Origin of the sequence: Neorhizobium lilium (assembly GCF_004053875.1) — a bacterium.
Lineage (GTDB): Bacteria > Pseudomonadota > Alphaproteobacteria > Rhizobiales > Rhizobiaceae > Neorhizobium > Neorhizobium lilii.
This window is the reverse complement of sequence record NZ_SBIP01000004.1, coordinates 346,170-366,793: the sequence shown is the minus strand read 5'-3', so window position 1 is coordinate 366,793 and position 20,624 is coordinate 346,170. Positions and strand designations below refer to the sequence as shown.

Below are 20,624 nucleotides of genomic sequence, written 5' to 3'. Positions count from 1 at the left end.
TGACCATGGCGAAGGCTACCACCACCAATGAATCCAAGACGGTCACGATCGAACAGATCGGATCGCCCATCCGCCGGCCGGCATCTCAGCGCAGCACGCTCATCGGGCTCGGCCTCAACAAGATGCACCGGATCAGCACCCTGGAAGACACTCCTTCCGTTCGTGGCATGATCCGTGCAGTCCAGCATCTCGTTCGCGTCGTCGACGAGAAGTGAGACGGAGGAATTGACCATGAAACTGAATGAGATCAAGGACAACGAAGGCTCCTCGAAGGACCGTATCCGCGTAGGTCGCGGCATCGGTTCCGGCAAGGGCAAGACCGGCGGCCGTGGCGTCAAGGGTCAGAAGGCTCGCTCCGGCGTTGCCATCAAGGGCTTCGAAGGCGGCCAGATGCCAATCTACCGCCGTCTGCCGAAGCGCGGCTTCAAGAACATCTTCGCATCCGAATACGCAACCGTGTCGATCGGCCGTATCCAGACCGCAATCGATGCCGGAAAGCTCGACGCATCCGCAACGGTAGATGCCGCCGCCCTCAAGGCTGCTGGCGTCATTCGTCGCTTGAAGGACGGCGTTCGCGTCTTGTCGGACGGCGAGCTGCAGGCCAAGCTCACGATTGAAGTTGCCGGCGCCTCCAAGGCTGCCGTCGAGAAGATCGAGAAGGCTGGCGGTTCGATCAAGCTGCTTGCAGCTGCCGAGCCGGTCGCTGAGTAAATCGTTTGAAAATCGCCCGGTGTGAGCTTCACACCGGGCGATTTTACATCCATATGTGAGCCTCACGATCTTGAGGTGGCCTTTGCCCCTTGGATCACACGGAAAAAAGGGTGAGGCATCCGATTGCAACTGCAGTCTTCCCACGCCCCGCTTTCTGAACAGAATTGAGTTGACGTCCGGAGCGCGCGTTCGAGCCCCCGGATCTGGGTCGGGCGGAGAATTGCATTGGCTTCTGCAGCAGAACAACTAGCCTCCAATTTGAATTTTTCCACCTTCGCCAAGGCGGAGGATCTCAAGAAGCGGCTGTGGTTCACGCTGGCTGCTCTTCTCGTTTATCGTCTCGGCACGCACATTCCGCTTCCGGGTCTTAATCCGGACGCCTATGCACAAGCGTTTCGCGGCCAGGCGGGCGGCATTCTTGGCCTTTTCAACATGTTTTCGGGCGGCGCCGTCGAGCGCATGGCGATCTTCGCGCTCGGCATCATGCCTTATATTTCCGCCTCCATCATCGTTCAGTTGATGACGTCGGTCGTTCCCTCGCTTGAAAACCTCAAGAAGGAAGGCGAGGCGGGCCGCAAGATCATCAACCAGTACACCCGCTACGGAACGGTCATTCTGGGCGCGCTGCAGGCTTACGGCATCGCGGCCGGGCTTGAAAGCGGGCAGGGGATCGTGGCCGACCCGGGCGTGCTGTTCAAGCTGTCCACCGTCGTGACGCTGCTGGGCGGCACCATGTTCCTGATGTGGCTGGGCGAGCAGATCACCGCACGCGGCATCGGTAACGGTATTTCGCTGATCATCTTTTCGGGCATTGCCGCAGGTCTTCCGACGGCTCTGGCGAACACGCTTGAGCTTGGCCGTACGGGTGCTCTTCCTACAGGCCTGATTCTGGTCGTTCTGGTCGTCGCAATCGCGGTCATCGCACTGATCGTCTTCGTGGAACGCGCGCAGCGCCGTCTGCTGATCCAATATCCGAAGCGCCAGGTCGGAAACCGCATGTTTCAGGGCGATACGTCGCACCTGCCGCTGAAGCTGAACACATCCGGGGTTATTCCGGCCATTTTCGCATCTTCGCTCCTGCTCCTGCCGGCAACGGCTGCGGGCTTTGCGGGCACGACGGAACTGCCTGGCTGGGCCACCGCCATCATTGCTTCGCTTGGTCACGGGCAGCCGTTGTTCATGCTGTTCTACGCGCTGCTGATCGCCTTCTTCGCCTTCTTCTATACGGCCATCGTCTTCAATCCGAAGGACACGGCCGATAACCTGAAGAAGCACGGTGGCTTCATCCCTGGCATCCGCCCAGGCGAGCGGACCGCGGAATATATCGATTACGTGCTGACCCGAATCACGGTAATCGGTGCGATCTATCTGGTCGTGGTCTGTATCCTTCCGGAATTCCTCGTCGCTCGCACCGGGGTCCCATTGGCCCTTGGCGGCACTTCGCTTTTGATCGTGGTCAGTGTTACGCTTGACACAGTGGCGCAGATCCAGGGACACCTCATCGCTCAGCAGTATGAGGGTCTGATCAGAAAGTCGAAACTGCGTGGAGGAAAGAGGGGACGATGAGATTGATACTTTTAGGGCCGCCGGGCGCGGGTAAGGGGACCCAGGCCCAGCGGATCGTGGAGAAGCACGGCATTCCGCAGCTTTCCACGGGTGACATGCTGCGGGCTGCAGTTGCTGCCGAGACCGATGTTGGCAAGCTTGCCAAGGCCGTCATGGATGCGGGCAATCTCGTCTCTGACGAAATCGTCAACGCTATCGTATCGGAGCGCTTGGATCAGCCCGACTGCGCCGCCGGCTTTATCCTCGATGGGTTTCCACGCACGCTCGTGCAGGCGGATGCGACCGAATCGATGCTAAAGTCCAAGGACATGGATCTTTCGGTCGTCATCGAGCTGCGGGTCGATGACAAGGAATTGGTTCGGCGCGTGTCTGGCCGCTATTCCTGCGCGCAGTGCGGAACGGTCTATCACGATACGGACAAGAAGCCCTCTGAGGAGGGCGTCTGCGACAAGTGCGGTTCCACGCATTTCAAGCGCCGTCCGGACGATAATGCCGAGACCATGACCAAGCGGCTTGAAGTTTACTACAAAGAAACCTCGCCGCTGATCGGCTACTACTATGCCAAGGGCCGGTTGAAGGTCGTCGACGGCATGGCGGAGATGGATAATGTTACCTCCGACATCGAAGCAATCCTGGCTGCACTCTAGCGCTAAAGCTTGCCGTTAAAGAATCTTAGGCGGGTGCGGTTGCATTTATGCGCTGATTCCGTTAAACACCGCGCCAACTCGCGACCAGTTTAAGCGATCGGCGCGGATTTCCGACAAGGACATCCGGGGCTGATCTTTTTTAGCTGTCCCGTATGACGTTTGAACTGGCGGCCTGACAAGGCTGCTCTCATCGAAGAAATACCACTTGCCGGATGGCAACTGGAATGAAGGAGAATAGGCGTGGCACGTATCGCTGGCGTCAACATCCCGACTGCGAAGCGCGTTGTTATCGCGCTGACCTATATTCACGGGATCGGCCCGAAGTTTGCGCAAGAAATCATGGAAAAAGTTGGCATTCCTGCCGACAAGCGCGTCCATCAATTGACGGATTCTGAAGTTCTTCAGATCCGCGAAACCATCGACCGTGACTATCAGGTCGAAGGCGATCTTCGTCGTGAAAACTCGATGAACATCAAGCGCCTCATGGACCTCGGCTGCTATCGCGGTCTGCGTCATCGCCGTGGCCTTCCGGTCCGTGGCCAGCGTACGCATACCAATGCCCGCACCCGCAAGGGTCCGGCCAAGGCAATCGCCGGTAAGAAGAAGTAATTTTGGGCGAATGGTCGCCGGTGAGCAGCTCTACGCGCTTGCCGGCCTGATGACCGTTCACTCCAAGGTGGAGCCGCTGGAATTACGGCGGTGCAGAGATCAACGAAAGGGATAAAATGGCCAAGGAAGCCACCCGCGTCCGTAGACGCGAGCGTAAAAATATCACGTCGGGCGTTGCCCACGTCAATTCTACCTTCAACAACACGATGATCACCATCACCGACGCCCAGGGCAATGCTATTGCCTGGTCTTCCGCTGGTGCGAAGGGCTTCAAGGGTTCGCGCAAGTCGACCCCGTTTGCCGCTCAGATCGCTGCCGAAGACTGCGCCAAGAAGGCTCAGGAACACGGCATGAAGTCGCTGGAAGTCGAGGTCTGTGGCCCGGGCTCAGGTCGTGAATCGGCTCTGCGCGCTCTGCAGGCTGCCGGCTTCATGATCACCTCGATCCGCGACGTGACCCCGATCCCGCACAACGGCTGCCGCCCGCGCAAGAAGCGCCGCGTCTGATGGTCCTCTTTAGGTTCGCCCTTAAGGCGGTCCTTTATTGAACTCGGGAATAGCCGCTTCACCTCCTCGCAGGTCAAGCGGCTTTCACCGTATAGCCGAAGCCCATTTTCGGTGTTCCATGCTCGGTTGCCACGATTGGATGGTGGCAACGAACGGAAGGTTTTAGTGATGATCCAGAAGAACTGGCAGGAACTGATCAAGCCGAACAAGGTGGAGTTCACCTCGTCCGGTCGTACCAAGGTAACGCTTGTTGCCGAACCTCTTGAGCGCGGCTTTGGCCTGACGCTCGGCAACGCGCTGCGTCGCGTGCTTCTATCGTCGCTTCGCGGCGCTGCCGTGACTGCAGTGCAGATCGACGGCGTGTTGCATGAATTCTCCTCGATCCCGGGCGTTCGCGAGGACGTGACCGATATCGTGCTCAACATCAAGGAAATCGCCATCAAGATGGATGGCGACGATGCCAAGCGCATGGTTGTCCGCAAGCAGGGGCCGGGTTCGGTCACGGCCGGCGACATCCAGACAGTGGGTGACATCGAGATCCTGAACCCCGAACACGTGATCTGCACGTTGGACGAAGGTGCCGAGATTCGCATGGAATTCACGGTCAACAACGGCAAGGGCTATGTTCCGGCCGATCGCAACCGTGCCGAAGATGCTCCGATCGGACTTATCCCGGTCGATAGTCTCTATTCCCCGGTCAAGAAGGTATCCTACAAGGTCGAAAACACCCGCGAAGGTCAGGTTCTCGACTACGACAAGCTGACCATGACCATCGAAACCGATGGTTCCGTCACCGGTGAAGATGCCGTTGCTTTTGCGGCACGTATCCTCCAGGATCAGCTTGCCGTGTTCGTCAACTTCGACGAGCCTCAGAAGGATGTCGAGGAAGAGGCCGTCACCGAACTGGCCTTCAACCCGGCTCTCCTCAAGAAGGTCGACGAACTGGAGCTTTCGGTCCGTTCGGCCAACTGCCTGAAGAACGACAACATCGTTTACATTGGCGACCTCATCCAGAAGACGGAAGCAGAAATGCTCCGCACTCCGAACTTCGGTCGCAAGTCGCTGAACGAAATCAAGGAAGTTCTGGCATCCATGGGCCTCCATCTCGGTATGGAAGTTCCCGCCTGGCCGCCTGAGAACATCGAAGATCTCGCCAAGCGTTACGAAGACCAATACTAAGAACAGCAAAGGCAGGTTTTGACTGCCTTTCCCCGTCAAACAGCGGGCCTTTCCGAACAGGGAAGTGCCCGTATGTGCCAGGAAACGGCAGGCCCGAACAAGAATGGGAACCTGCATTAAAGGAGAGTAGCCATGCGCCACGGAGTAGCCGGCCGCAAGCTGAATAGAACTGCAAGCCACCGCAAGGCCATGTTTGCCAACATGGCAGCTTCGCTGATCACCCATGAGCAGATCGTGACGACCCTGCCGAAGGCAAAGGAAATCCGTCCGATCGTTGAAAAGCTCGTCACCCTCGGCAAGCGGGGCGACCTGCACGCTCGTCGTCAGGCGATCTCGCAGATCCAAGATCAGGACGCCGTCCGCAAGCTTTTCGACGCGATCGCTTCGCGTTACGCAACCCGCAATGGCGGCTACCTGCGTATCATGAAGGCCGGCTTCCGCCAGGGGGACAACGCTCCGATGGCTGTCATTGAGTTCGTTGAGCGCGATGTCAACGCCAAGGGCGCAGCCGACAAGGCTCGCGTTGCCGCTGAAGCGGAAGCTGCCGAAGCCGCTTGATCATTCCGCATTGCGGACAAGTAAAAGCCGGGTGGAAACGCCCGGCTTTCTGCGTTGTGACGCCTTTGTGAGATACCTTGGCGGCAAGCAAGTTCTAAACCCGGCAGTATCACTTCAGGCAAGTTCGGCCGAGAATTTGAACATTGCTGGGGCGTTCAGCGTGCCGCTCTTGCAGGCTGACCAAGGTTCTTACGCGCCCGCTTTCGATCCATGATCGGCTTGCGCACGGACCTGTATGCCAGCAGAAGCGCGATTAGGGCCACGTGGATGAACGGCACCAGCGTCACGGATTTGACGGCGAGCACATAATGCAGGGCGCCGCCGGCCGCGATCAGATAGATCAGTTTGTGAAGCTTGATCCACCCGTGTCCAAGCTTGCGGATCGACCAGTTGTTGGATGTCACGGCAAGCGGGATAAGCATCAAAAGGCAGCCAAATCCGATGGTGATATAGGGCCGCCGGACAATGTCGCTGCCGACAGCGCCGAAGTTCAGCTGTAGGTCAAGCAGCAGATAGACGGCGAAATGGATCAGCACATAGTAGAAGGCGATCAGGCCGAGCGCTCGGCGATATCGCACCCAGTTGATCGTGGCCAGATCCCGCAGTGGCGTAATCGCCAAGGTCGCGATGATGAAGCGCAGTGCCCATATGCCGATGACGTGCTCGAATTCCTTGACCGGGTTGAAGCCCAGCCCCCCGGTTGAAGCCTGGTAGAAATACCAGGCTGCCGGACAGAGCCCGACGATATAGAGCCCCCAGATGCTGGCGGAGTGGTAGCGGCGGGGCAGGGCTGGGAAAGTTGCCATGGTTCAATAATTGGCCTTGAGGTCCATGCCGGCATAGAGGCTCGCCACCTGGTCGGCATAGCCGTTGAAGGGCAGGGTGGGGTGGCGGTTGGAGCCGAAGAGGCCGCCTTCGCCGATCCGCTGCTCGGTCGCCTGGCTCCAGCGCGGATGATCGACCGCCGGGTTGACGTTGGAATAGAAGCCGTATTCGCGAGCATTGGAGTTCTTCCAGGTCGTCTGCGGTTGCTTTTCCACCAGTGAAATCTTGACGATCGACTTGATGCTCTTGAAGCCGTATTTCCACGGTACGACCAGCCGGATCGGAGCGCCGTTCTGGTTGGGCAGGGTTTCGCCGTAGAGGCCGACGGCAAGAATGGTCAGCGGATTGCGGGCTTCGTCCAGCCGCAATCCCTCGACATACGGCCAGGGCAGGGGCTGGAAGAAGCCCTTCTGGCCTGGCATTTCTTCCGGCCGCACCACTGTTTCGAAAGAAACATATTTGGCGCTGCCCTGCGGTTCGACCTGATCGAGAATGGCCGAGAGCGGGAAACCAATCCAGGGGATCACCATCGACCAGCCCTCGACGCAACGCATCCGGTAGGTGCGGTCCTCGAGCGACATCTTCATCAACTCATCGAGGCCGAACTCCTTCGGCTTACCCACGAGGCCATCAACCTTGATCGACCAGGGCGTCGGTTTGAAGGAGCCGGCGTTCTGCGACGGGTCCTCCTTGTTGACGCCGAACTCGTAGAAATTGTTGTAGGTCGTCACCGCTTCCTTGGGCGTCAGCTTTTCATCGACCTTGTAGTCGCTCGGCTTGCCCGCCAGCGGTGAGGCAAAGGCCTGACCAGTGCCGGCAAAAGCAAAGCCGGCAGCAGCAGCGCCACCTACGAAGCTGCGGCGCGACAGATAGAGGTTCTTCGGCGTGATTTCCGATGCGGGAATATGGGGTGGGCAATAAGCTGGCATCGCAAGGTCTCCTATCGGCACCAATGCCGTCTCTATCTCATACGTAGCGCTGATCGGATTGGTTTCACAGCGGTGTAGAACTTGGCCTGGACCACGTTTACGTGAGAAATCTTCGGCTTTGACCTAGGTTCCTCTTGGAACCGTTCGGCGTCCCCCTCATTTGAGCATGAAGATGCGGAGGATCAGATGGTAACCAAGACTTGGGACGCGGCCAGTGAGCGTTTTATCGATGGCGCCGAGGATCGGATCGAGCGACTGAGGCGGTTGCGCCGATTGAGCGGCATTGCCCGTATAATGGATACGGCAATCGGTATTCCCGGAACGCGCCTGCGATTCGGAGCGGACTCTATATTCGGTCTCGTCCCGGTTGTCGGTGATGCTGGCGGTGCTCTGGTCGGACTGTATACCGTGAACGAGGCTAGACGGATGGGCGTGCCTCCGGCGAAACTGATGCAGATGTTGGGGAATATTGCCGCCGACTCCGTCGTCGGCAGTATTCCCCTGGCTGGCGACCTCTTCGACCTATTTTTCAAATCGCACCGGCGTAACCTTCAGATTATTCTCGATCACTTCGAGGTCACGCCTGAGGAATTGAGGATGCGATAGTTAAGAGTCGCATTAGCGGTGTGGCGTGACCTTACCCCATGATCCACAGTTAATAACGGGAGCCGTAATGGGGGCTCTACCAGATTTCACGATCGCCCTTCCTGGCGATGATAGTGGCAACCGGCCCGCTCCAGCAGTTCTTTAAGCTCTCGTAGGTAGCTCGCCATGGGCCAGGCCAATACCTAAAAGGCCGAGGATCCCGCTCAAAGCCCCACATTGGGGCGGTCGATGATTTCCCGCAGAGCGAAGCTGGAATTGATCTTCACCACATGCGGCAAGGCGGACAGCCAGTCGCGGTGGATGCGCTCATAGTCTTCCAAGTCCTTGGCCGCCACGCGCAGGATATAATCGTATTCGCCAGACATGAGATAGCAGACGAGAATATTGGGGCAGAGCTTCACGGCAGCCTCGAACTCCGTCAGCGTCTTGGCGAACTGGCCCGAAAGCGAGATGTGCACGATCACCATCATCTTGTAGTCGAGCGCCTTGTTGGACAGGCGTGCATGATAGCCGCTGATCGTCCCCTTCTTCTCGAGGATGTCGAGTCGCCGCGAGCAGGCCGACGGAGACAGGCCCACCCGCTCCGCCAGCTCCGCATTGGAGATGCGCCCATTGTCCTGCAGGGTTCGCATGATCGCAAGATCTATGGCGTCGAGGCTGCTCATTCGTAGGACCTTCGATAAAAATACCAGGTACGCAATATTCTCCGAATTTTTGGCCGCAGGCAATTCCTCTTCGCAAGGACATGCGACGGTTTTTCTGGTCTGTTTTCACCCGGAACAACCACTGGCGTGAAGCCACAAAAGGAGAGGAACGCTGTATGCGTGTCGGATGCCCGAAGGAAATCAAGAACCATGAATATCGTGTCGGACTGACGCCGGGGGCGGTGCGTGAATACGTGGCGCACGGTCATCAGGTGCTGGTCGAAACCGGAGCCGGAGCTGGCATCGGCGCCGACGACGGAGCCTATGTCGCCGCGGGCGCCAGGATCGTCGGCAGTGCTATGGAGATTTTCGAGCAGTCCGACATGGTGGTGAAGGTCAAGGAGCCGCAGCCCGGTGAATGGGCGCGACTGCGCGACGGCCAGATCCTCTACACCTACCTGCATCTCGCACCGGATCCGGAGCAGACCAAGGGCCTGCTTGCCTCGGGCGTGACAGCCGTGGCCTACGAGACCGTGACGGACGAACGCGGCGGCTTGCCGCTTCTGGCTCCCATGTCCGAAGTGGCTGGTCGGCTTGCCATCCAGGCCGGCGCAACGGCGCTCCAGAAAGCAACCGGTGGCCGCGGCATTCTGCTCGGCGGCGTTCCCGGCGTTCTTCCGGCGAAGGTCGCGGTCATCGGCGGCGGTGTAGTGGGTCTGCATGCTGCACGAATGGCCGTAGGCCTGGGCGCCGATGTGTCCATTCTGGATCGGTCGCTGCCGCGACTTCGCCAGCTCGATGATCTTCTCGCAGGCAGGGTCCACACCCGCTACTCCACGATCGACGCCTTGGAGGAGGAAGTCTTCGGGGCTGACCTGGTGATCGGGGCCGTACTCATTCCGGGCGCCGCGGCACCCAAGCTCGTCAGCCGCGAAATGCTGTCCGGCATGAAAAAGGGCGCAGTCATGGTGGATGTCGCGATCGACCAGGGAGGCTGTTTCGAAACCTCTCATGCCACCACGCATTCCGATCCAACCTATGAGATCGACGGCATCGTGCACTACTGCGTCGCCAACATGCCGGGTGCTGTTCCAGTCACTTCCGCGCATGCGCTCAACAACGCGACACTGCAGCACGGTCTGGCGCTGGCCGACCGTGGACTCCGGGCGATCGCGGAAGACAGGCATCTCCGCAACGGCCTCAATGTCCACAAAGGCAGGGTTACCAACAAGCCGGTTGCCGAAGCTCTGGGCTACGAAGCCTTTGCACCGGAAAGCCTGCTGAACGTCGCCTAAGCGATATATCGGGCCAGAACCGTTTCTTCAAAGGCGTCGGCTGAAACAGCCGGCGCTTTTTTCCGTTCGAAATCAATCAGATATTATTTAGATATATCGGCATCTTGATCTTACACAGATTGAGAACTAGCTTTAGATATATCGAAAACAGTCTAAAGGAGATTTCATATGTTTAAGCATCGATTTGACGGACGCCATGGCTGCGGCGAACGCGGCGGTAAGGGTTTTGAGGAGATGTTCGCCGCGCGCGGCTTTGGCGGCGGTTTCGGTCGCGGCTTCGGCGGCCGCGGTGGTCCCGGAGGCCCAGGCGGTCCCGGCTTCGGTGATGACGGCGAAGGGCGGATCGGCCGCTTTCTCATGCAGGGCGATCTGAGGCTTGTGGTCCTCGCGCTGATCGAAAAGGAGCCGCGTCACGGCTACGAGATCATCAAGCATATCGAGGACATGACCTACGGCTTCTATGCACCAAGCCCGGGCGTCATCTATCCGACGCTCACCTATCTCGAAGAAGCCGGCTATATCGTTTCGGAAGCCGATGGCAACAAGAAGCGCTATACCATCACCGAGGAAGGTCGCACCCACCTTGAAGAGAACCGCAGCTTCGCCACCACCATTCTCGAACGCCTGGCGCATCTGGCCGAACGGATTCGCGAGAAGCAGGAAAAGGCTCATCGGCGTGGTGGGGAGGCCGGCCCCGGCCTGCCGCGCAGTGTGGACGCCGCCATGTTGAACCTGCGGGAAGTGATTGCCCGCACACTGGAGCAGGACGAGAAAAAGGCGGGTGACATCGTCCGGCAGCTTCTCGATCTTGCTGATCGTGTCGACGGTGGCCATGGCCCAGTTGGTAACGTCCAGAACTAAACTTCTAGACTTGAAGAACGAAGCGCGCCGGTCGCATGACCGGCGCGCTTTTTCGTCAAGCGGTCGCGCCGATGGCGGCGTCCGGTGCCTCGACCTTGTCGATCCGGCACTGGTAACAGTTGTTTCGCGCCGAGCGGACATGAACATAGGCTATGGCTTCGGAGCCAAGCAGTTCTTCTGCCCGCGCAGAGATCCTTTCCCTCGGCGTCACCGCGCCGCTTCCGTAAACGATCCGGTCGTCGCTGCCATAGCCCCTGACGATATAGTCGAGGCTGGACAGGATCGGCGGCAGGATTTCATCGGCCTGGTAGCGCGGGCAGGGCTGCTTGTGGAGAAAGATTGGCCCCGTCTCCGCATAGGGCTGCAGTTCGGGAAAGGGGCGATAGGCCAGCACCAGCAGCGGCTCCCCGGTATCGATGTTCTGGAGGCAATGTCTGCACGGATAGCCGTTGCCGCCGGAGATCATCGTCTCCGGAACACGGTCGTAGGCGTCATGGCCACCATTCCACAGGTGAACGGCGTCTTCGGTGGGCATTGCGCTGAATTGGACGGCGGACATGGGCAGGCTCCTTGTTAATGGAACCCGGTTTGCGCTCCCAGGCAGGCCGAAGCCACCCGTTTCCTGCAACATCTTTTATGAGCACCGCCGTTGCCGCAGTTAATAAGGAAGGGTCGTGCTCACCGGTCGAGCGACTTGAAGAGCTCCACATCTGTCATCGGTTGGACAATTGCCTCGCTGGTGGAGACCGGCGAGAAGCCCATCATCTGGTAGAGCTGCAATGCGCGAGGGTGATCGAGCGTGTTTGTCGTGACCGTCACCCTCTGGGGCGTATCTTGCCAGGCGGCATAGAGCGCCTGAAGCAGGAACCATTTTCCGATTCCGAGGCCCATTGCATGCTCGAAAAGCCCGAAATAGGAAAGCTCGATCGTATCCTCGTCCACCTTCGACAGCTCGAAAAATCCGGCAGGCGCGCCGTTCACGTAAAGCACCGTTACCGACACCTTCGGGTTATGGATGATGCCGGCAAGTTCCTCATCGTCCATCCGCAGGCGCTCGAACCAGCTCCAGCGCTTGCCGACCTGCCGATAGAGGTAGCGGTAATAGTGAAGCGGGATTTCGGGCGCGCGAATGATCGCCGTCTGTAGGTTCACCGGCACGGCAAGGCTCGTCTTCGGCGGCCCCGTCATTTCGAGCTGGGTTACGCGGGTGGTGAGAGCTTCGGGCTTTTTTGCCATGACTCAGGCCGCATCGCTTGCAGCAGGCCCGGTCACGACTGGCGTATCGGGCCGGCTGCCCCATTCGGTCCATGACCCGTCATAAAGCGCATTGTCTTCATGCCCGAGCGATTCCAGCGCAAGCGTGATGATGGCTGCCGTGATCCCCGAGCCGCAGCTGGTAACGATGGGCTGACCGAAGTCGATGCCGGAATCCTCGATCGCCTTGCGCAGCTCGTGAAGCGGACGCAGCTTCCCGTTGACTGAGAATGTGCCGGACGGCAGGCTGCGCGCGCCCGGCATATGCCCGGACCGCATGCCGGCGCGGGGCTCCGGCTCCGTGCCCATGAAGCGGCCGGCGCTACGGGCATCGGCGATCTGGCTACGCCCATCGCTGACGATGGACAGCATCGTCTGGAAGTCGATCACCTTGTCGAGCTGAAGATCGGCATCGAAGATGCAAGGGGCAGGCGAGGTCGCTTCGGTCTCAAGCGGTCGACCTTCCGCCTTCCAGCCGTCCAGGCCGCCGTCGAGAATGAAAACTTGCTTGGCACCCATGATCCGGAACAACCACCAGCCACGGGGTGCGGAGAAAATGCCGGGGCCGTCATAGATCACGATCCTGTCAGTTTCCGAAATCCCCATTCGGCCGACAGCATCCGCGAACACTTCCGGCGACGGCACCATGTGTGGCAGGCCGGTGGAATGGTCGGCGATCTTGTCATGGTCGAATCGTACTGCGCCCGGGATGTGGCCGCTCAGATATTCCGCATCGGCGTTGCGGCCTTGCGCAGGCAGGTAGAAAGACGCGTCCACGATCTTCAGGTCGGCACTGCCGAGCTCCTTGTGGAGCCATTCGGACGATACGACGAAACGGCTTGTCTCACTCATGATATTCTCCTTGAGCCCGGCGCATCAGGCTTCTGCGGCAGGCTCGCCGAACCGTATGCGGAAACGGCGGTTCTCCTTGCCCTTCTTCTCGATCTTGGCGATGTGAATCGCCCCGACCTCCTGGGTTTCGGAAACATGTGTGCCGCCACAGGGCTGGCTGTCAACGCTGGAATTTTCGCCGATGCAGACGAGGCTGACACGCCCGAGCCCGACGGGCGGGCGCACGTTCTTCGACTTCACGATGCCAGGATTGGCGGCAAGCTCTTCGTCGGTAATCCATTGTAAGAAGATGGGGTGGTTCTGGTTGACCAGTTCCATCAGCTTTGCGGTCACCTCGTCCTTGTCGATCGTCTCGCTCATGTCGAAATCGACACGTGACTCCTCCTCGCCGACCGCCGCACCGGTGATCGGGTATTGGCAGACCACGGATAGAAGATGGCAGGCGGTGTGCATGCGCATCAGCTTGTAGCGGCGCGGCCAATCGACATGCAGCGTCAGCATTTCTCCGACGAGCGGCTGTGGCTGATCTTCGAGCGGAACATGGACGATTATATCCTTTGCCGCGCCATGTTTTGTCTGCCCGAGCGCGATCTTGCTGCCGTCGGTTCTTTCAAGAAAACCCGTATCGCCCGGCTGGCCGCCGGATGTGGCATAAAAACAGGTTCGGTCGAGCTCGATACCGCCATCCTCATGGATCGCCGTCACCACCGCCTCGGTTGTCGAAAGGTAGAAATCGTCGCGGTAGAGGGCTTCAACGGCCATGGCTTGCTCTGCTGTGTCTGGTTTACGCAGTCTCAAAGGGAACGGTTATCTGCCGTTTGTGCGTCAACCAGCCCGGCAACGGCAAGCCCTTGGACTTCAGGAAATCCGGATTGAAGAGCTTGGACTGGTAGCGATTGCCGTAGTCGCAGAGGATGGTCACGATCGTATGACCGGGCCCAAGGTCCTGGGCGAGCCGGATCGCGCCGGCAATGTTGATGCCGGAGGAGCCGCCGAGGCAGAGGCCTTCGTGTTCGACGAGTTCGAACACATGCGGAAGGGCCTCGGCATCCGAGATCCTGTAGGCGTAATCCGGTGTGAAGCCTTCGAGATTGGCGGTGATCCGTCCCTGGCCTATGCCTTCGGTAATGGAACTGCCCTCTGACTTGAACTCGCCATGGGCGTAAAATTCATAAAGCGATGCACCTTCCGGATCGGCAATGCCGACCTTGATGTCGGGGTTCTTCGCCTTCAAGCCCGCCGCCGTGCCAGCCAATGTGCCGCCCGAACCCACCGAGCAGATGAAGCCATCGATCTTGCCGCCCGTCTGCTCCCAGATCTCCGGTGCCGTCGTCTGGATGTGCGCTTCGCGGTTGGCCACGTTGTCGAACTGGTTCGCCCAGATGGCGCCAGCCGGCTCCGTCTTTGCAAGCTCCTCCGCCAGACGACCGGAGACTTTCACGTAATTGTTCGGGCTTTTGTAAGGGACAGCGGGGACCTCAACCAGTTCGGCGCCGAGCAGCCTCAGCGCGTCCTTCTTTTCCTGGCTCTGAGTCTCGGGGATCACGATCACCGTTCGATAGCCAAGAGCCTTGGCAACCAGGGTCAGCCCGATGCCGGTATTTCCGGCCGTGCCCTCGACGATCACGCCGCCTGGCCGCAAAAGCCCGCGCTTTTCCGCATCGCGAATGATGAACAGTCCCGCGCGGTCCTTGACCGATTGTCCGGGATTGAGGAACTCGGCTTTTCCGAGAATTTCACATCCCGTCGCTTCTGAAGCACCCTTCAGCCGGATAAGCGGCGTGTTGCCGATCAAGTCGATCACGGATTGGGAGGTCATGCGCAAGCCTTCTTGTTCCAGGAACATGTAATCGGCGTGTTTTGAGCGGACAAGCCGCAGACCGCAAGAAAATCTGTTTCCGAACGCGTGCAGAGTGCGCAAAATGCGCCTCATATTACTTGCTGTATGTTTGGCAAGGCCCGATGGAGGCTTCAGAACGCGGGGCCAACTGGCGCAACATCACGCGCAAAAGCTATCAGCCGTTATGGCTGCCGATACGCAGGAAAAATACCCGAAAGAGGGTTAGTTGAGGTGTAGTTGAGCTTCGCTCACCGCCTGCTCGAACTGATGCCGGGCTTCTTCGGGAGAGCGGCGCCCGTCAATAGCGGCGCGGCAAATGCTGCGCGCTTTTACGAACTGAGGACCCCGCATGTCGGGCCAGCGATCTGTTAGCACGATGAGCGCTTCGGACGGGCTTTTGATGACCTCCGTGCCAAGTGGGCCAAAGGCGATCTGGACCGGTTTCTGCCAATGTGGCTGTGCCATTTCTATCTCCTCCCGAGAATACCAACCCTGACAAACGAAGGCTGGAACAAGAGGTTCCTCCTATGCGCAGATAATTTCAAGATGGCATTTTGCCAAACGTAAAGAAGCCGCCAGCAAGCGACGCTTCCCGGCCAACCGCTGAATGCCGTCGGACATCGGGCCTGTACGATAGCAGGCCGATTAATCCGGCGCGGCACTACTGAGATCTTGGCTGATATCGATCATCGTCGCGCTGCTCCGTCTCGTTGGGAGAACCTTTGGCCTGAACGCGATCGATGATGAGCAGAAGCACGTCCGCACATTCCCGCATCGGCTCGCCATCGGGGCAGCGAAGGTCGATCTTGGATTGTCCATCCTCGATATGAAAGCGAGCGCCTCGTCCGGCCTGTGAAGACTCGGCTGACCGCTCCATGCGCCACTCGTTCTTCCTCTCGGCGCGTTCCGACTGTTCGGGACCAGGATGTGGCGCCGCCTCCCGAGCTTCGCTCGTCCGTATCTTGTGCGATGGCACGTCAATGACGGATTGCGCGAAAGCGCCGCAAGCAGGCAGCACGAGGGCCAGAGCGGCCGTGATCAATATCGTTTTCATGAACCTCGGCTCCAGTTGACTGATACGAGAACAGCGAGCCGACGGCATTGTTTTGCCGAAAGGCCCGCTGCCACCTTATGGAAGGATTATGACGAACAGAGGCTCGCGTTAGTCGCGGTCGCTGCGGCTGCTTCCAAGCAACAGCGTCAGGACGGCACCCAGCGCTAACGCGCCGACGATTGCGCCGGTCGCCGCACTCGGATTTCGGCGCATTGCTTTAGACAGGTTGTGGCCTTCGCTGCGGAACTGGCGCGCAAGATGCCGGGCATGAGGGGTAAGCGATGTGGAGACGTCGCTAGCGGCGTTGCTCGCCTGTTTCACAAGCGAGAAACGAAGCTCGGAGAGCTGGTCGGTGAGACGGTCAAGATCGGCAAGAATATCACGAGCCATAAGATCCTCCTATGGGAGCCATTGAGATGCTGCATTGCACCTCTTAACGTCTCATCCCCGCTCCGGTTCCTCCAGATGACCGTGAGGTGAACAAAGCCATCACCGTCAATTCATGAGAGCGCTGCTAATGCCGTATTCTTGAAAAACAGGAGGAAGTCATGCTCGCTCGTTTGTTCGTTACCATTGCCTTGTTGTCCGGCATCGTCACTGTCGTTGGACAACTGATATTCTGAATGCGCAACGGTTCGCCAGAGGTTGCGATGATCGCATCTTCCAAGCCTTGCTCATCAAGCTGAACTTGAGCATGTCGCGATGGCGCAGGCGTACGACAAAGCCGCCACAAACGGCGCTTGTCTTCCAAATCATCACGTACTTGAGAAATGGCTCCCCGGGCCGGATTCGAACCGGCGACCTGTCGATTAACAGTCGAATGCTCTACCGCTGAGCTACCAGGGAACAACCGCGTGGCCCGCGGTGTGTGCGGCGGGTAATACAAATGCTTTTCCGGTTTGCCAAGCGGTTTTTACAAAAAAATCCAACTTCCTTGCTTTATCCCCCGCCAACTCCCATCTCGCCTCGACGGGAGCGGGGCCGGACCGACTTCAGGGCAAGCGTCCTTGAGCGGCTAACGGCAAGGAGAAGCGCTGGCATGGCGGAAAAACAGAAGAAGCGGAAATTTGGTCTGGATCCCGAAACGGGGCGCCTTGCTATTGCCGGGCGGCAGGTTCCGATGCCTCGCTCTCGTCTAGGGCGGATAGGGGTCGGTTCCGCGCTTGTTGTCGGCGGCATCCTGGGTTTTCTGCCGATTCTGGGCTTCTGGATGGTGCCGCTCGGCTTCCTCGTCCTGTCTCATGATGTTGCTGCGGTGCGTCGATGGCGCAGGCGTTTTGCCCTGTGGTGGGCGCGCCGAAAACGGCCAAGCTAATCCGACCCTAGGACATCGTCCGCGACAGACAACCCAGCGCGACTAGGCAGCAAGACGCGGACGCCTTAGCGCTACCACAGTCAGCCTTGGTTCAGCCATCTGTCTTCCGCTATTTCGGTTCCAGCCAATGGTCGTAGGCTCCGCAAGCGAGAACCAGAGCGAGGCTCAAAAGCACGAATCTATCCATTGTACTGATCAGTGATACATATTGCATGCCGGTATCCTCCCACTGCATGTTGATCGTCCGATGCTCCTCCATCCGACAACGATGCGAATTTATCACGCTCCGCGAGCTTTTGCACGCCAACAAGCGCCGTGCTGGCGCTTATTTCGCGAATCACTAAGATGATCTTGGGGATTGAAGACGAGGGCCTTATGGTTTTCAGGGTTATAGAGGGTGGGCTGGCCATCGCTGCTCCCGCCGATACGGCATGTGAACAGCCGTCCCGGGAAGACGTGGAGCACGAGGCGGAACGCCGCTTGAGGGCGATAAACTACCAAATGTGGGAGCGCCGGGAAGCCGTCGTAGGAATATCCATGCCGCGGGAAATCAAATATCTCGCCATGCAGGTGATCTTCGCGGCACAAGCGATAGCAAGCTTGAGGCGGATCCCGCAGGACTTTCAGGCAGATTTCTACTGGCCGGCTCTCGATGAGCTGCTGGCGGTTAGAACAGGGCCATGAACAGGTGCCCCACGTAGAATATGCTGATGAGCGACGCGGCCGTCGCGAACGCAAAAATGGCGTCGGAAACATTGAGCTTCATGCTGCTTATCGCCGTCATGGCGATCCTCTGATAAGAAGATAACGACAACATCGCCGTTGCTTATCGTTGTAGAAGCGAGGAATTACCAAAGGCCTCACGAAGACCGTTAATTTTCCGTTCTCTCGCAGGGTGTGATTTTGCCACCTCGCAATTAATCCCCTCGTGGTCGGCTCATGAGATTGAAGGGATCGAAAACTCACGTCCCGCTCGGTAGCGCATCTTGCATTGCGCATTGGCCAATCCCGCGGGAATATGAGGTGAAAATGGAGGCCTCGCCCGGAATCGAACCGGGGTGCAAGGATTTGCAGTCCTCTGCGTAACCACTCCGCCACGAGGCCGTCCGATAGTGTATAAGCGAGTGGTGGCAGCGCATTAGAACGAATCTATGATGGGTGCAAGCGGCTAGAGCGGCAATCCTCGATTTTTCTCTATCGCCTGCTGCTGCAACGCGCAGACTGTCCCGTCATGACCGGATCATTATGGTTAATATTTTAACCTCTTCCACTTTAGCCTGCGGAACTAATGGCAGAGCTTACCGCTTTAAGAGCTCAACGGAGGATAGAGAAATGATCAGCAGGATTATCACCGCACTACGGCACACGGCTGTGGATCAGGAGGCGACAGGCACCTTTGCGGATGGGGCGTTCCCGCTGACTTCGGCAGATCAGCTTGCCTTCGACCGGCAGAACAGCCTTCGTGAATCCTACGGTCGCGATCATCTATCGGCACGCAAGGTCGAACCATTCGTCGCCAGCTTCGCCTGAATTCCAAAAGGTCATAACGGCTTTCTTTGCGCGCTTGCTTAAGCGTGTCTTGAAAGCGTGCTCCGGGCGCAGTAACACGGCTCTACAGGACCGGCTCGACAGCCAGCGATTTGAGGCGTGATATGATTGATTTCGAAGCAGCTCGTAGGAAGATGGTGGAGAATCAGATCCGCACGAGGGACGTTACGGCGCATTCGGTACTGCAGGCCTTCCTGACCGTTCCTCGCGAGTATTTCGTGCCGGAGAAGACGAAGACGCTCGCCTATGTCGATGCCGATATCCAGATTGCGGTGGGCCGCTACCTGATGGACGCTTCCACTCTCGCAAAGCTGCTGCAGCTCGCTGCGATCTCAAAGAGCGATACGGTGCTGGAAGTCGGTGCAGGCAGTGGCTATGTGGCCGCGCTTCTTGCCAATCTTGCCGGCTCGGTCGTTTCGGTGGAGTCGGATGAGGCGCTCGCGGCGCAGGCGACGGACAAGCTTGCTACCCTCGGATATGCCAATGTCTCCGTCATCAAGGGCGATATGGAGGCGGGCTTTGCCCAACGCTCTCCATACAACGTCATCTTCTTCAACGGCTCCGTCGAGCAGGTTCCGGCAGCGCTGGTGGACCAACTCAACGATGGTGGCAGGCTAATTGCGGTCATCGGCTACGGCAATGCCGCGCAGGCGACCCTCATGGTCCGCGAACAGGGTCTGGTGTCGCAGAGCGCCCACTTCAACGCCTCGGTGAAGCCATTGCCGGGCTTCCGACACGCCAAAGAATTCGTATTCTAGAACACTGTCGTCATGAATGACCTGTAAAAGGAGGCCGGTCCGGCCTCCTTTTTGTTCTCACTGGTGTGACATCTGCGATTCACTTTGAAAACAAAGCTGTGCACCGAGCAGACGGACGTCCTGCTCGCGGTTGTTTCGAGCCTCCATATACCTACACTGAGAGTGATTCGGCCCCTGGTTGGGGTTGTGACTGCCGGCACAAGCGGGGATGGAAATGGCTCAGCCAAATGTAGCGCGTGAACCCTCAATGGAAGAAATTCTGGCCTCGATCCGACGGATCATCGAGAGCAACGAGCCGATTGCCGACAACGCCATGTCCGCCTCGATGACATATGTCGAGGAAGAGATCGAAGATGCAGAGGATCTGGGCTTTGCACCGGAACTTGCCGCCAACGATCCGGGTCGCCCGCTTGCCTCGCAGGCTTCATCCGCTTACGCTCCTAGCCTTGCCGTATCCAACTACTCGGCAACTGAATCTGCTCAAATTGGAGATCGTGCTCTTTCGCTGGCTGACGTGGCTGCGCGAGTGCGTGCCGCTTCTGTGCGACAGCAGGAAAACGTGGCTGTCCGCGCAGTCAACTTGTCCTCAAAGCCTGCGTCCATCGACCGTCAGCCCGAGCCGCAAGCAGCGGCACCCAAACAGGTTCAGCCGATTTCGGCTGCAACCTCGCTGCGGCCTGCTATCGAACCGGTTGCTCAGCCGGAACCTGTTCGTGAAGAACAGCCACGCTTCACCGCTATGCAAGAGCGTTCGCGGGTCGAGCAGCCAGTGATGGCACAGGAATTCGAGCGCGCGCCGACGGAGGAGGTACAGAGCCTGCCTGCAAAGATCGAAGAAGCGGCAAACCTGCTTTCCGCCGAAGCGGGCGCCCAGGTGGCCAAATCCTTCAACGAACTGGCAGCTGTTTTCAACGGACTGGAGCATCGCTCGGTTGAGGAAATGGCACAGGAAATGTTGCGCCCCATGCTCCACGAATGGCTGGACGACAATCTTCCGACCTTGGTCGAACGCCTTGTACGTGAGGAGATCGAGCGCGTCGCTCGTGGCCCGCGCCGCTGATTCAATG

Annotated in this window: 27 protein-coding genes and 2 tRNA genes; 16 read left to right on the top strand and 13 right to left on the bottom strand. The window is 58.7% G+C overall.

The features are described from left to right. Positions 1–5: 5 nt before the first annotated feature. From rpmD to rplQ, 8 genes are all read left to right on the top strand, one after another. Positions 6–215, top strand: coding sequence for a 50S ribosomal protein L30 (gene rpmD / locus EPK99_RS18695; RefSeq protein WP_128444602.1), 210 nt, complete (start codon positions 6–8; stop codon positions 213–215). A gap of 16 nt (positions 216–231) precedes the next feature. Beyond that, positions 232–711: a 50S ribosomal protein L15 gene (rplO, locus tag EPK99_RS18690; RefSeq protein ID WP_128444601.1), complete on the top strand. Its 480-nt coding sequence runs from the start codon at positions 232–234 to the stop codon at positions 709–711. Positions 712–936: 225 nt separating this feature from the next. Then, a complete protein-coding gene (gene secY, locus EPK99_RS18685) occupies positions 937–2,277 on the top strand; it encodes a preprotein translocase subunit SecY (RefSeq protein ID WP_128444600.1) in 1,341 nt (446 codons plus the stop codon). After that, positions 2,274–2,924 (top strand): adenylate kinase, encoded by a 651-nt coding sequence (locus EPK99_RS18680; RefSeq protein WP_128444599.1) that lies wholly within the window; start codon positions 2,274–2,276, stop codon positions 2,922–2,924. Before secY ends, EPK99_RS18680 begins: the two co-directional genes overlap by 4 nt. A 240-nt stretch (positions 2,925–3,164) precedes the next feature. Next, positions 3,165–3,533, top strand: coding sequence for a 30S ribosomal protein S13 (gene rpsM, locus EPK99_RS18675; RefSeq protein WP_128444598.1), 369 nt, complete (start codon positions 3,165–3,167; stop codon positions 3,531–3,533). Positions 3,534–3,649: 116 nt separating this feature from the next. Continuing rightward, a complete protein-coding gene (gene rpsK, locus EPK99_RS18670; RefSeq protein WP_007766864.1) occupies positions 3,650–4,039 on the top strand; it encodes a 30S ribosomal protein S11 in 390 nt (129 codons plus the stop codon). Positions 4,040–4,207: 168 nt separating this feature from the next. Continuing rightward, the gene (locus tag EPK99_RS18665) at positions 4,208–5,218 is read left to right on the top strand and encodes a DNA-directed RNA polymerase subunit alpha (protein WP_128444597.1); all 1,011 of its coding nucleotides are present in this window, start codon (positions 4,208–4,210) and stop codon (positions 5,216–5,218) included. Between the two features lie 132 nt (positions 5,219–5,350). Beyond that, a complete protein-coding gene (rplQ, locus tag EPK99_RS18660) occupies positions 5,351–5,776 on the top strand; it encodes a 50S ribosomal protein L17 (RefSeq protein ID WP_128444596.1) in 426 nt (141 codons plus the stop codon). Between the two features lie 155 nt (positions 5,777–5,931). Here rplQ and msrQ read toward each other — a convergent pair whose 3' ends face one another. After that, on the bottom strand, positions 5,932–6,582 hold the full coding sequence (gene msrQ / locus EPK99_RS18655) for a protein-methionine-sulfoxide reductase heme-binding subunit MsrQ (RefSeq protein WP_128444595.1): 651 nt from the start codon (positions 6,580–6,582) through the stop codon (positions 5,932–5,934). 3 nt (positions 6,583–6,585) lie between these two features. Beyond that, the gene (gene msrP, locus EPK99_RS18650; RefSeq protein ID WP_128444594.1) at positions 6,586–7,530 is read right to left on the bottom strand and encodes a protein-methionine-sulfoxide reductase catalytic subunit MsrP; all 945 of its coding nucleotides are present in this window, start codon (positions 7,528–7,530) and stop codon (positions 6,586–6,588) included. Between the two features lie 186 nt (positions 7,531–7,716). On the opposite strand from msrP, the gene EPK99_RS18645 reads away from it, so the two are divergent. Then, entirely contained in the window at positions 7,717–8,136 is a 420-nt protein-coding gene (locus EPK99_RS18645; protein WP_128444593.1) for a DUF4112 domain-containing protein, read from the top strand. Between the two features lie 203 nt (positions 8,137–8,339). Here the strand turns inward: EPK99_RS18645 and EPK99_RS18635 are convergent, their stop codons facing one another. Beyond that, positions 8,340–8,801 (bottom strand): Lrp/AsnC family transcriptional regulator, encoded by a 462-nt coding sequence (locus EPK99_RS18635; RefSeq protein ID WP_128444592.1) that lies wholly within the window; start codon positions 8,799–8,801, stop codon positions 8,340–8,342. 155 nt (positions 8,802–8,956) lie between these two features. Here EPK99_RS18635 and ald point away from each other — a divergent pair, with 155 nt between their 5' ends. Continuing rightward, positions 8,957–10,075: an alanine dehydrogenase gene (gene ald / locus EPK99_RS18630; RefSeq protein WP_128444591.1), complete on the top strand. Its 1,119-nt coding sequence runs from the start codon at positions 8,957–8,959 to the stop codon at positions 10,073–10,075. A gap of 168 nt (positions 10,076–10,243) precedes the next feature. Continuing rightward, the gene (locus EPK99_RS18625; RefSeq protein WP_128444590.1) at positions 10,244–10,936 is read left to right on the top strand and encodes a PadR family transcriptional regulator; all 693 of its coding nucleotides are present in this window, start codon (positions 10,244–10,246) and stop codon (positions 10,934–10,936) included. A 55-nt stretch (positions 10,937–10,991) separates the two neighbouring features. Here the strand turns inward: EPK99_RS18625 and EPK99_RS18620 are convergent, their stop codons facing one another. From EPK99_RS18620 to EPK99_RS18580, 9 genes are all read right to left on the bottom strand, one after another. After that, positions 10,992–11,495, bottom strand: a complete 504-nt coding sequence (locus tag EPK99_RS18620; RefSeq protein WP_128444589.1) for a DUF1203 domain-containing protein — start codon at positions 11,493–11,495, stop codon at positions 10,992–10,994. Positions 11,496–11,614: 119 nt separating this feature from the next. Then, positions 11,615–12,172 (bottom strand): GNAT family N-acetyltransferase, encoded by a 558-nt coding sequence (locus tag EPK99_RS18615; RefSeq protein ID WP_128444588.1) that lies wholly within the window; start codon positions 12,170–12,172, stop codon positions 11,615–11,617. Positions 12,173–12,175: 3 nt separating this feature from the next. Beyond that, entirely contained in the window at positions 12,176–13,042 is an 867-nt protein-coding gene (sseA, locus tag EPK99_RS18610; RefSeq protein ID WP_128444587.1) for a 3-mercaptopyruvate sulfurtransferase, read from the bottom strand. A gap of 24 nt (positions 13,043–13,066) precedes the next feature. After that, the gene (locus tag EPK99_RS18605; protein ID WP_128444586.1) at positions 13,067–13,804 is read right to left on the bottom strand and encodes an alanyl-tRNA editing protein; all 738 of its coding nucleotides are present in this window, start codon (positions 13,802–13,804) and stop codon (positions 13,067–13,069) included. A gap of 22 nt (positions 13,805–13,826) precedes the next feature. Further along, the gene (locus EPK99_RS18600; protein ID WP_128444585.1) at positions 13,827–14,861 is read right to left on the bottom strand and encodes a cysteine synthase A; all 1,035 of its coding nucleotides are present in this window, start codon (positions 14,859–14,861) and stop codon (positions 13,827–13,829) included. 243 nt (positions 14,862–15,104) lie between these two features. Further along, positions 15,105–15,347, bottom strand: a complete 243-nt coding sequence (locus EPK99_RS18595) for a DUF982 domain-containing protein (RefSeq protein ID WP_128444584.1) — start codon at positions 15,345–15,347, stop codon at positions 15,105–15,107. A 196-nt stretch (positions 15,348–15,543) separates the two neighbouring features. Continuing rightward, on the bottom strand, positions 15,544–15,936 hold the full coding sequence (locus EPK99_RS18590) for a hypothetical protein (protein WP_128444583.1): 393 nt from the start codon (positions 15,934–15,936) through the stop codon (positions 15,544–15,546). A 108-nt stretch (positions 15,937–16,044) separates the two neighbouring features. Then, complete coding sequence (locus EPK99_RS18585) at positions 16,045–16,326, bottom strand: hypothetical protein (RefSeq protein WP_128444582.1); 282 nt, start codon at positions 16,324–16,326, stop codon at positions 16,045–16,047. A 381-nt stretch (positions 16,327–16,707) separates the two neighbouring features. Further along, positions 16,708–16,782 (bottom strand) — tRNA-Asn (locus EPK99_RS18580). 193 nt (positions 16,783–16,975) lie between these two features. On the opposite strand from EPK99_RS18580, the gene EPK99_RS18575 reads away from it, so the two are divergent. Together EPK99_RS18575 and EPK99_RS18570 are read left to right on the top strand one after the other, a co-directional pair. Beyond that, positions 16,976–17,251, top strand: coding sequence for a hypothetical protein (locus EPK99_RS18575; RefSeq protein WP_128444581.1), 276 nt, complete (start codon positions 16,976–16,978; stop codon positions 17,249–17,251). A gap of 375 nt (positions 17,252–17,626) precedes the next feature. Continuing rightward, positions 17,627–17,935 carry a hypothetical protein gene (locus EPK99_RS18570; RefSeq protein ID WP_128444580.1) on the top strand — a complete coding sequence of 103 codons (309 nt, stop codon included), beginning with the start codon at positions 17,627–17,629 and terminating at the stop codon, positions 17,933–17,935. A 346-nt stretch (positions 17,936–18,281) separates the two neighbouring features. On the opposite strand, the gene EPK99_RS18565 is transcribed toward EPK99_RS18570, so the two are convergent. After that, positions 18,282–18,355: transfer RNA gene (locus EPK99_RS18565), tRNA-Cys, on the bottom strand. A gap of 228 nt (positions 18,356–18,583) precedes the next feature. Here EPK99_RS18565 and EPK99_RS18560 point away from each other — a divergent pair. The 3 genes from EPK99_RS18560 (at position 18,584) to EPK99_RS18550 (ending at position 20,617) form a co-directional block, all read left to right on the top strand. Then, the gene (locus EPK99_RS18560) at positions 18,584–18,781 is read left to right on the top strand and encodes a hypothetical protein (protein ID WP_128444579.1); all 198 of its coding nucleotides are present in this window, start codon (positions 18,584–18,586) and stop codon (positions 18,779–18,781) included. Positions 18,782–18,903: 122 nt separating this feature from the next. After that, a complete protein-coding gene (locus EPK99_RS18555) occupies positions 18,904–19,557 on the top strand; it encodes a protein-L-isoaspartate O-methyltransferase family protein (protein ID WP_128444578.1) in 654 nt (217 codons plus the stop codon). 214 nt (positions 19,558–19,771) lie between these two features. Further along, complete coding sequence (locus tag EPK99_RS18550; protein WP_128444577.1) at positions 19,772–20,617, top strand: PopZ family protein; 846 nt, start codon at positions 19,772–19,774, stop codon at positions 20,615–20,617. Positions 20,618–20,624 lie beyond the last annotated feature (7 nt).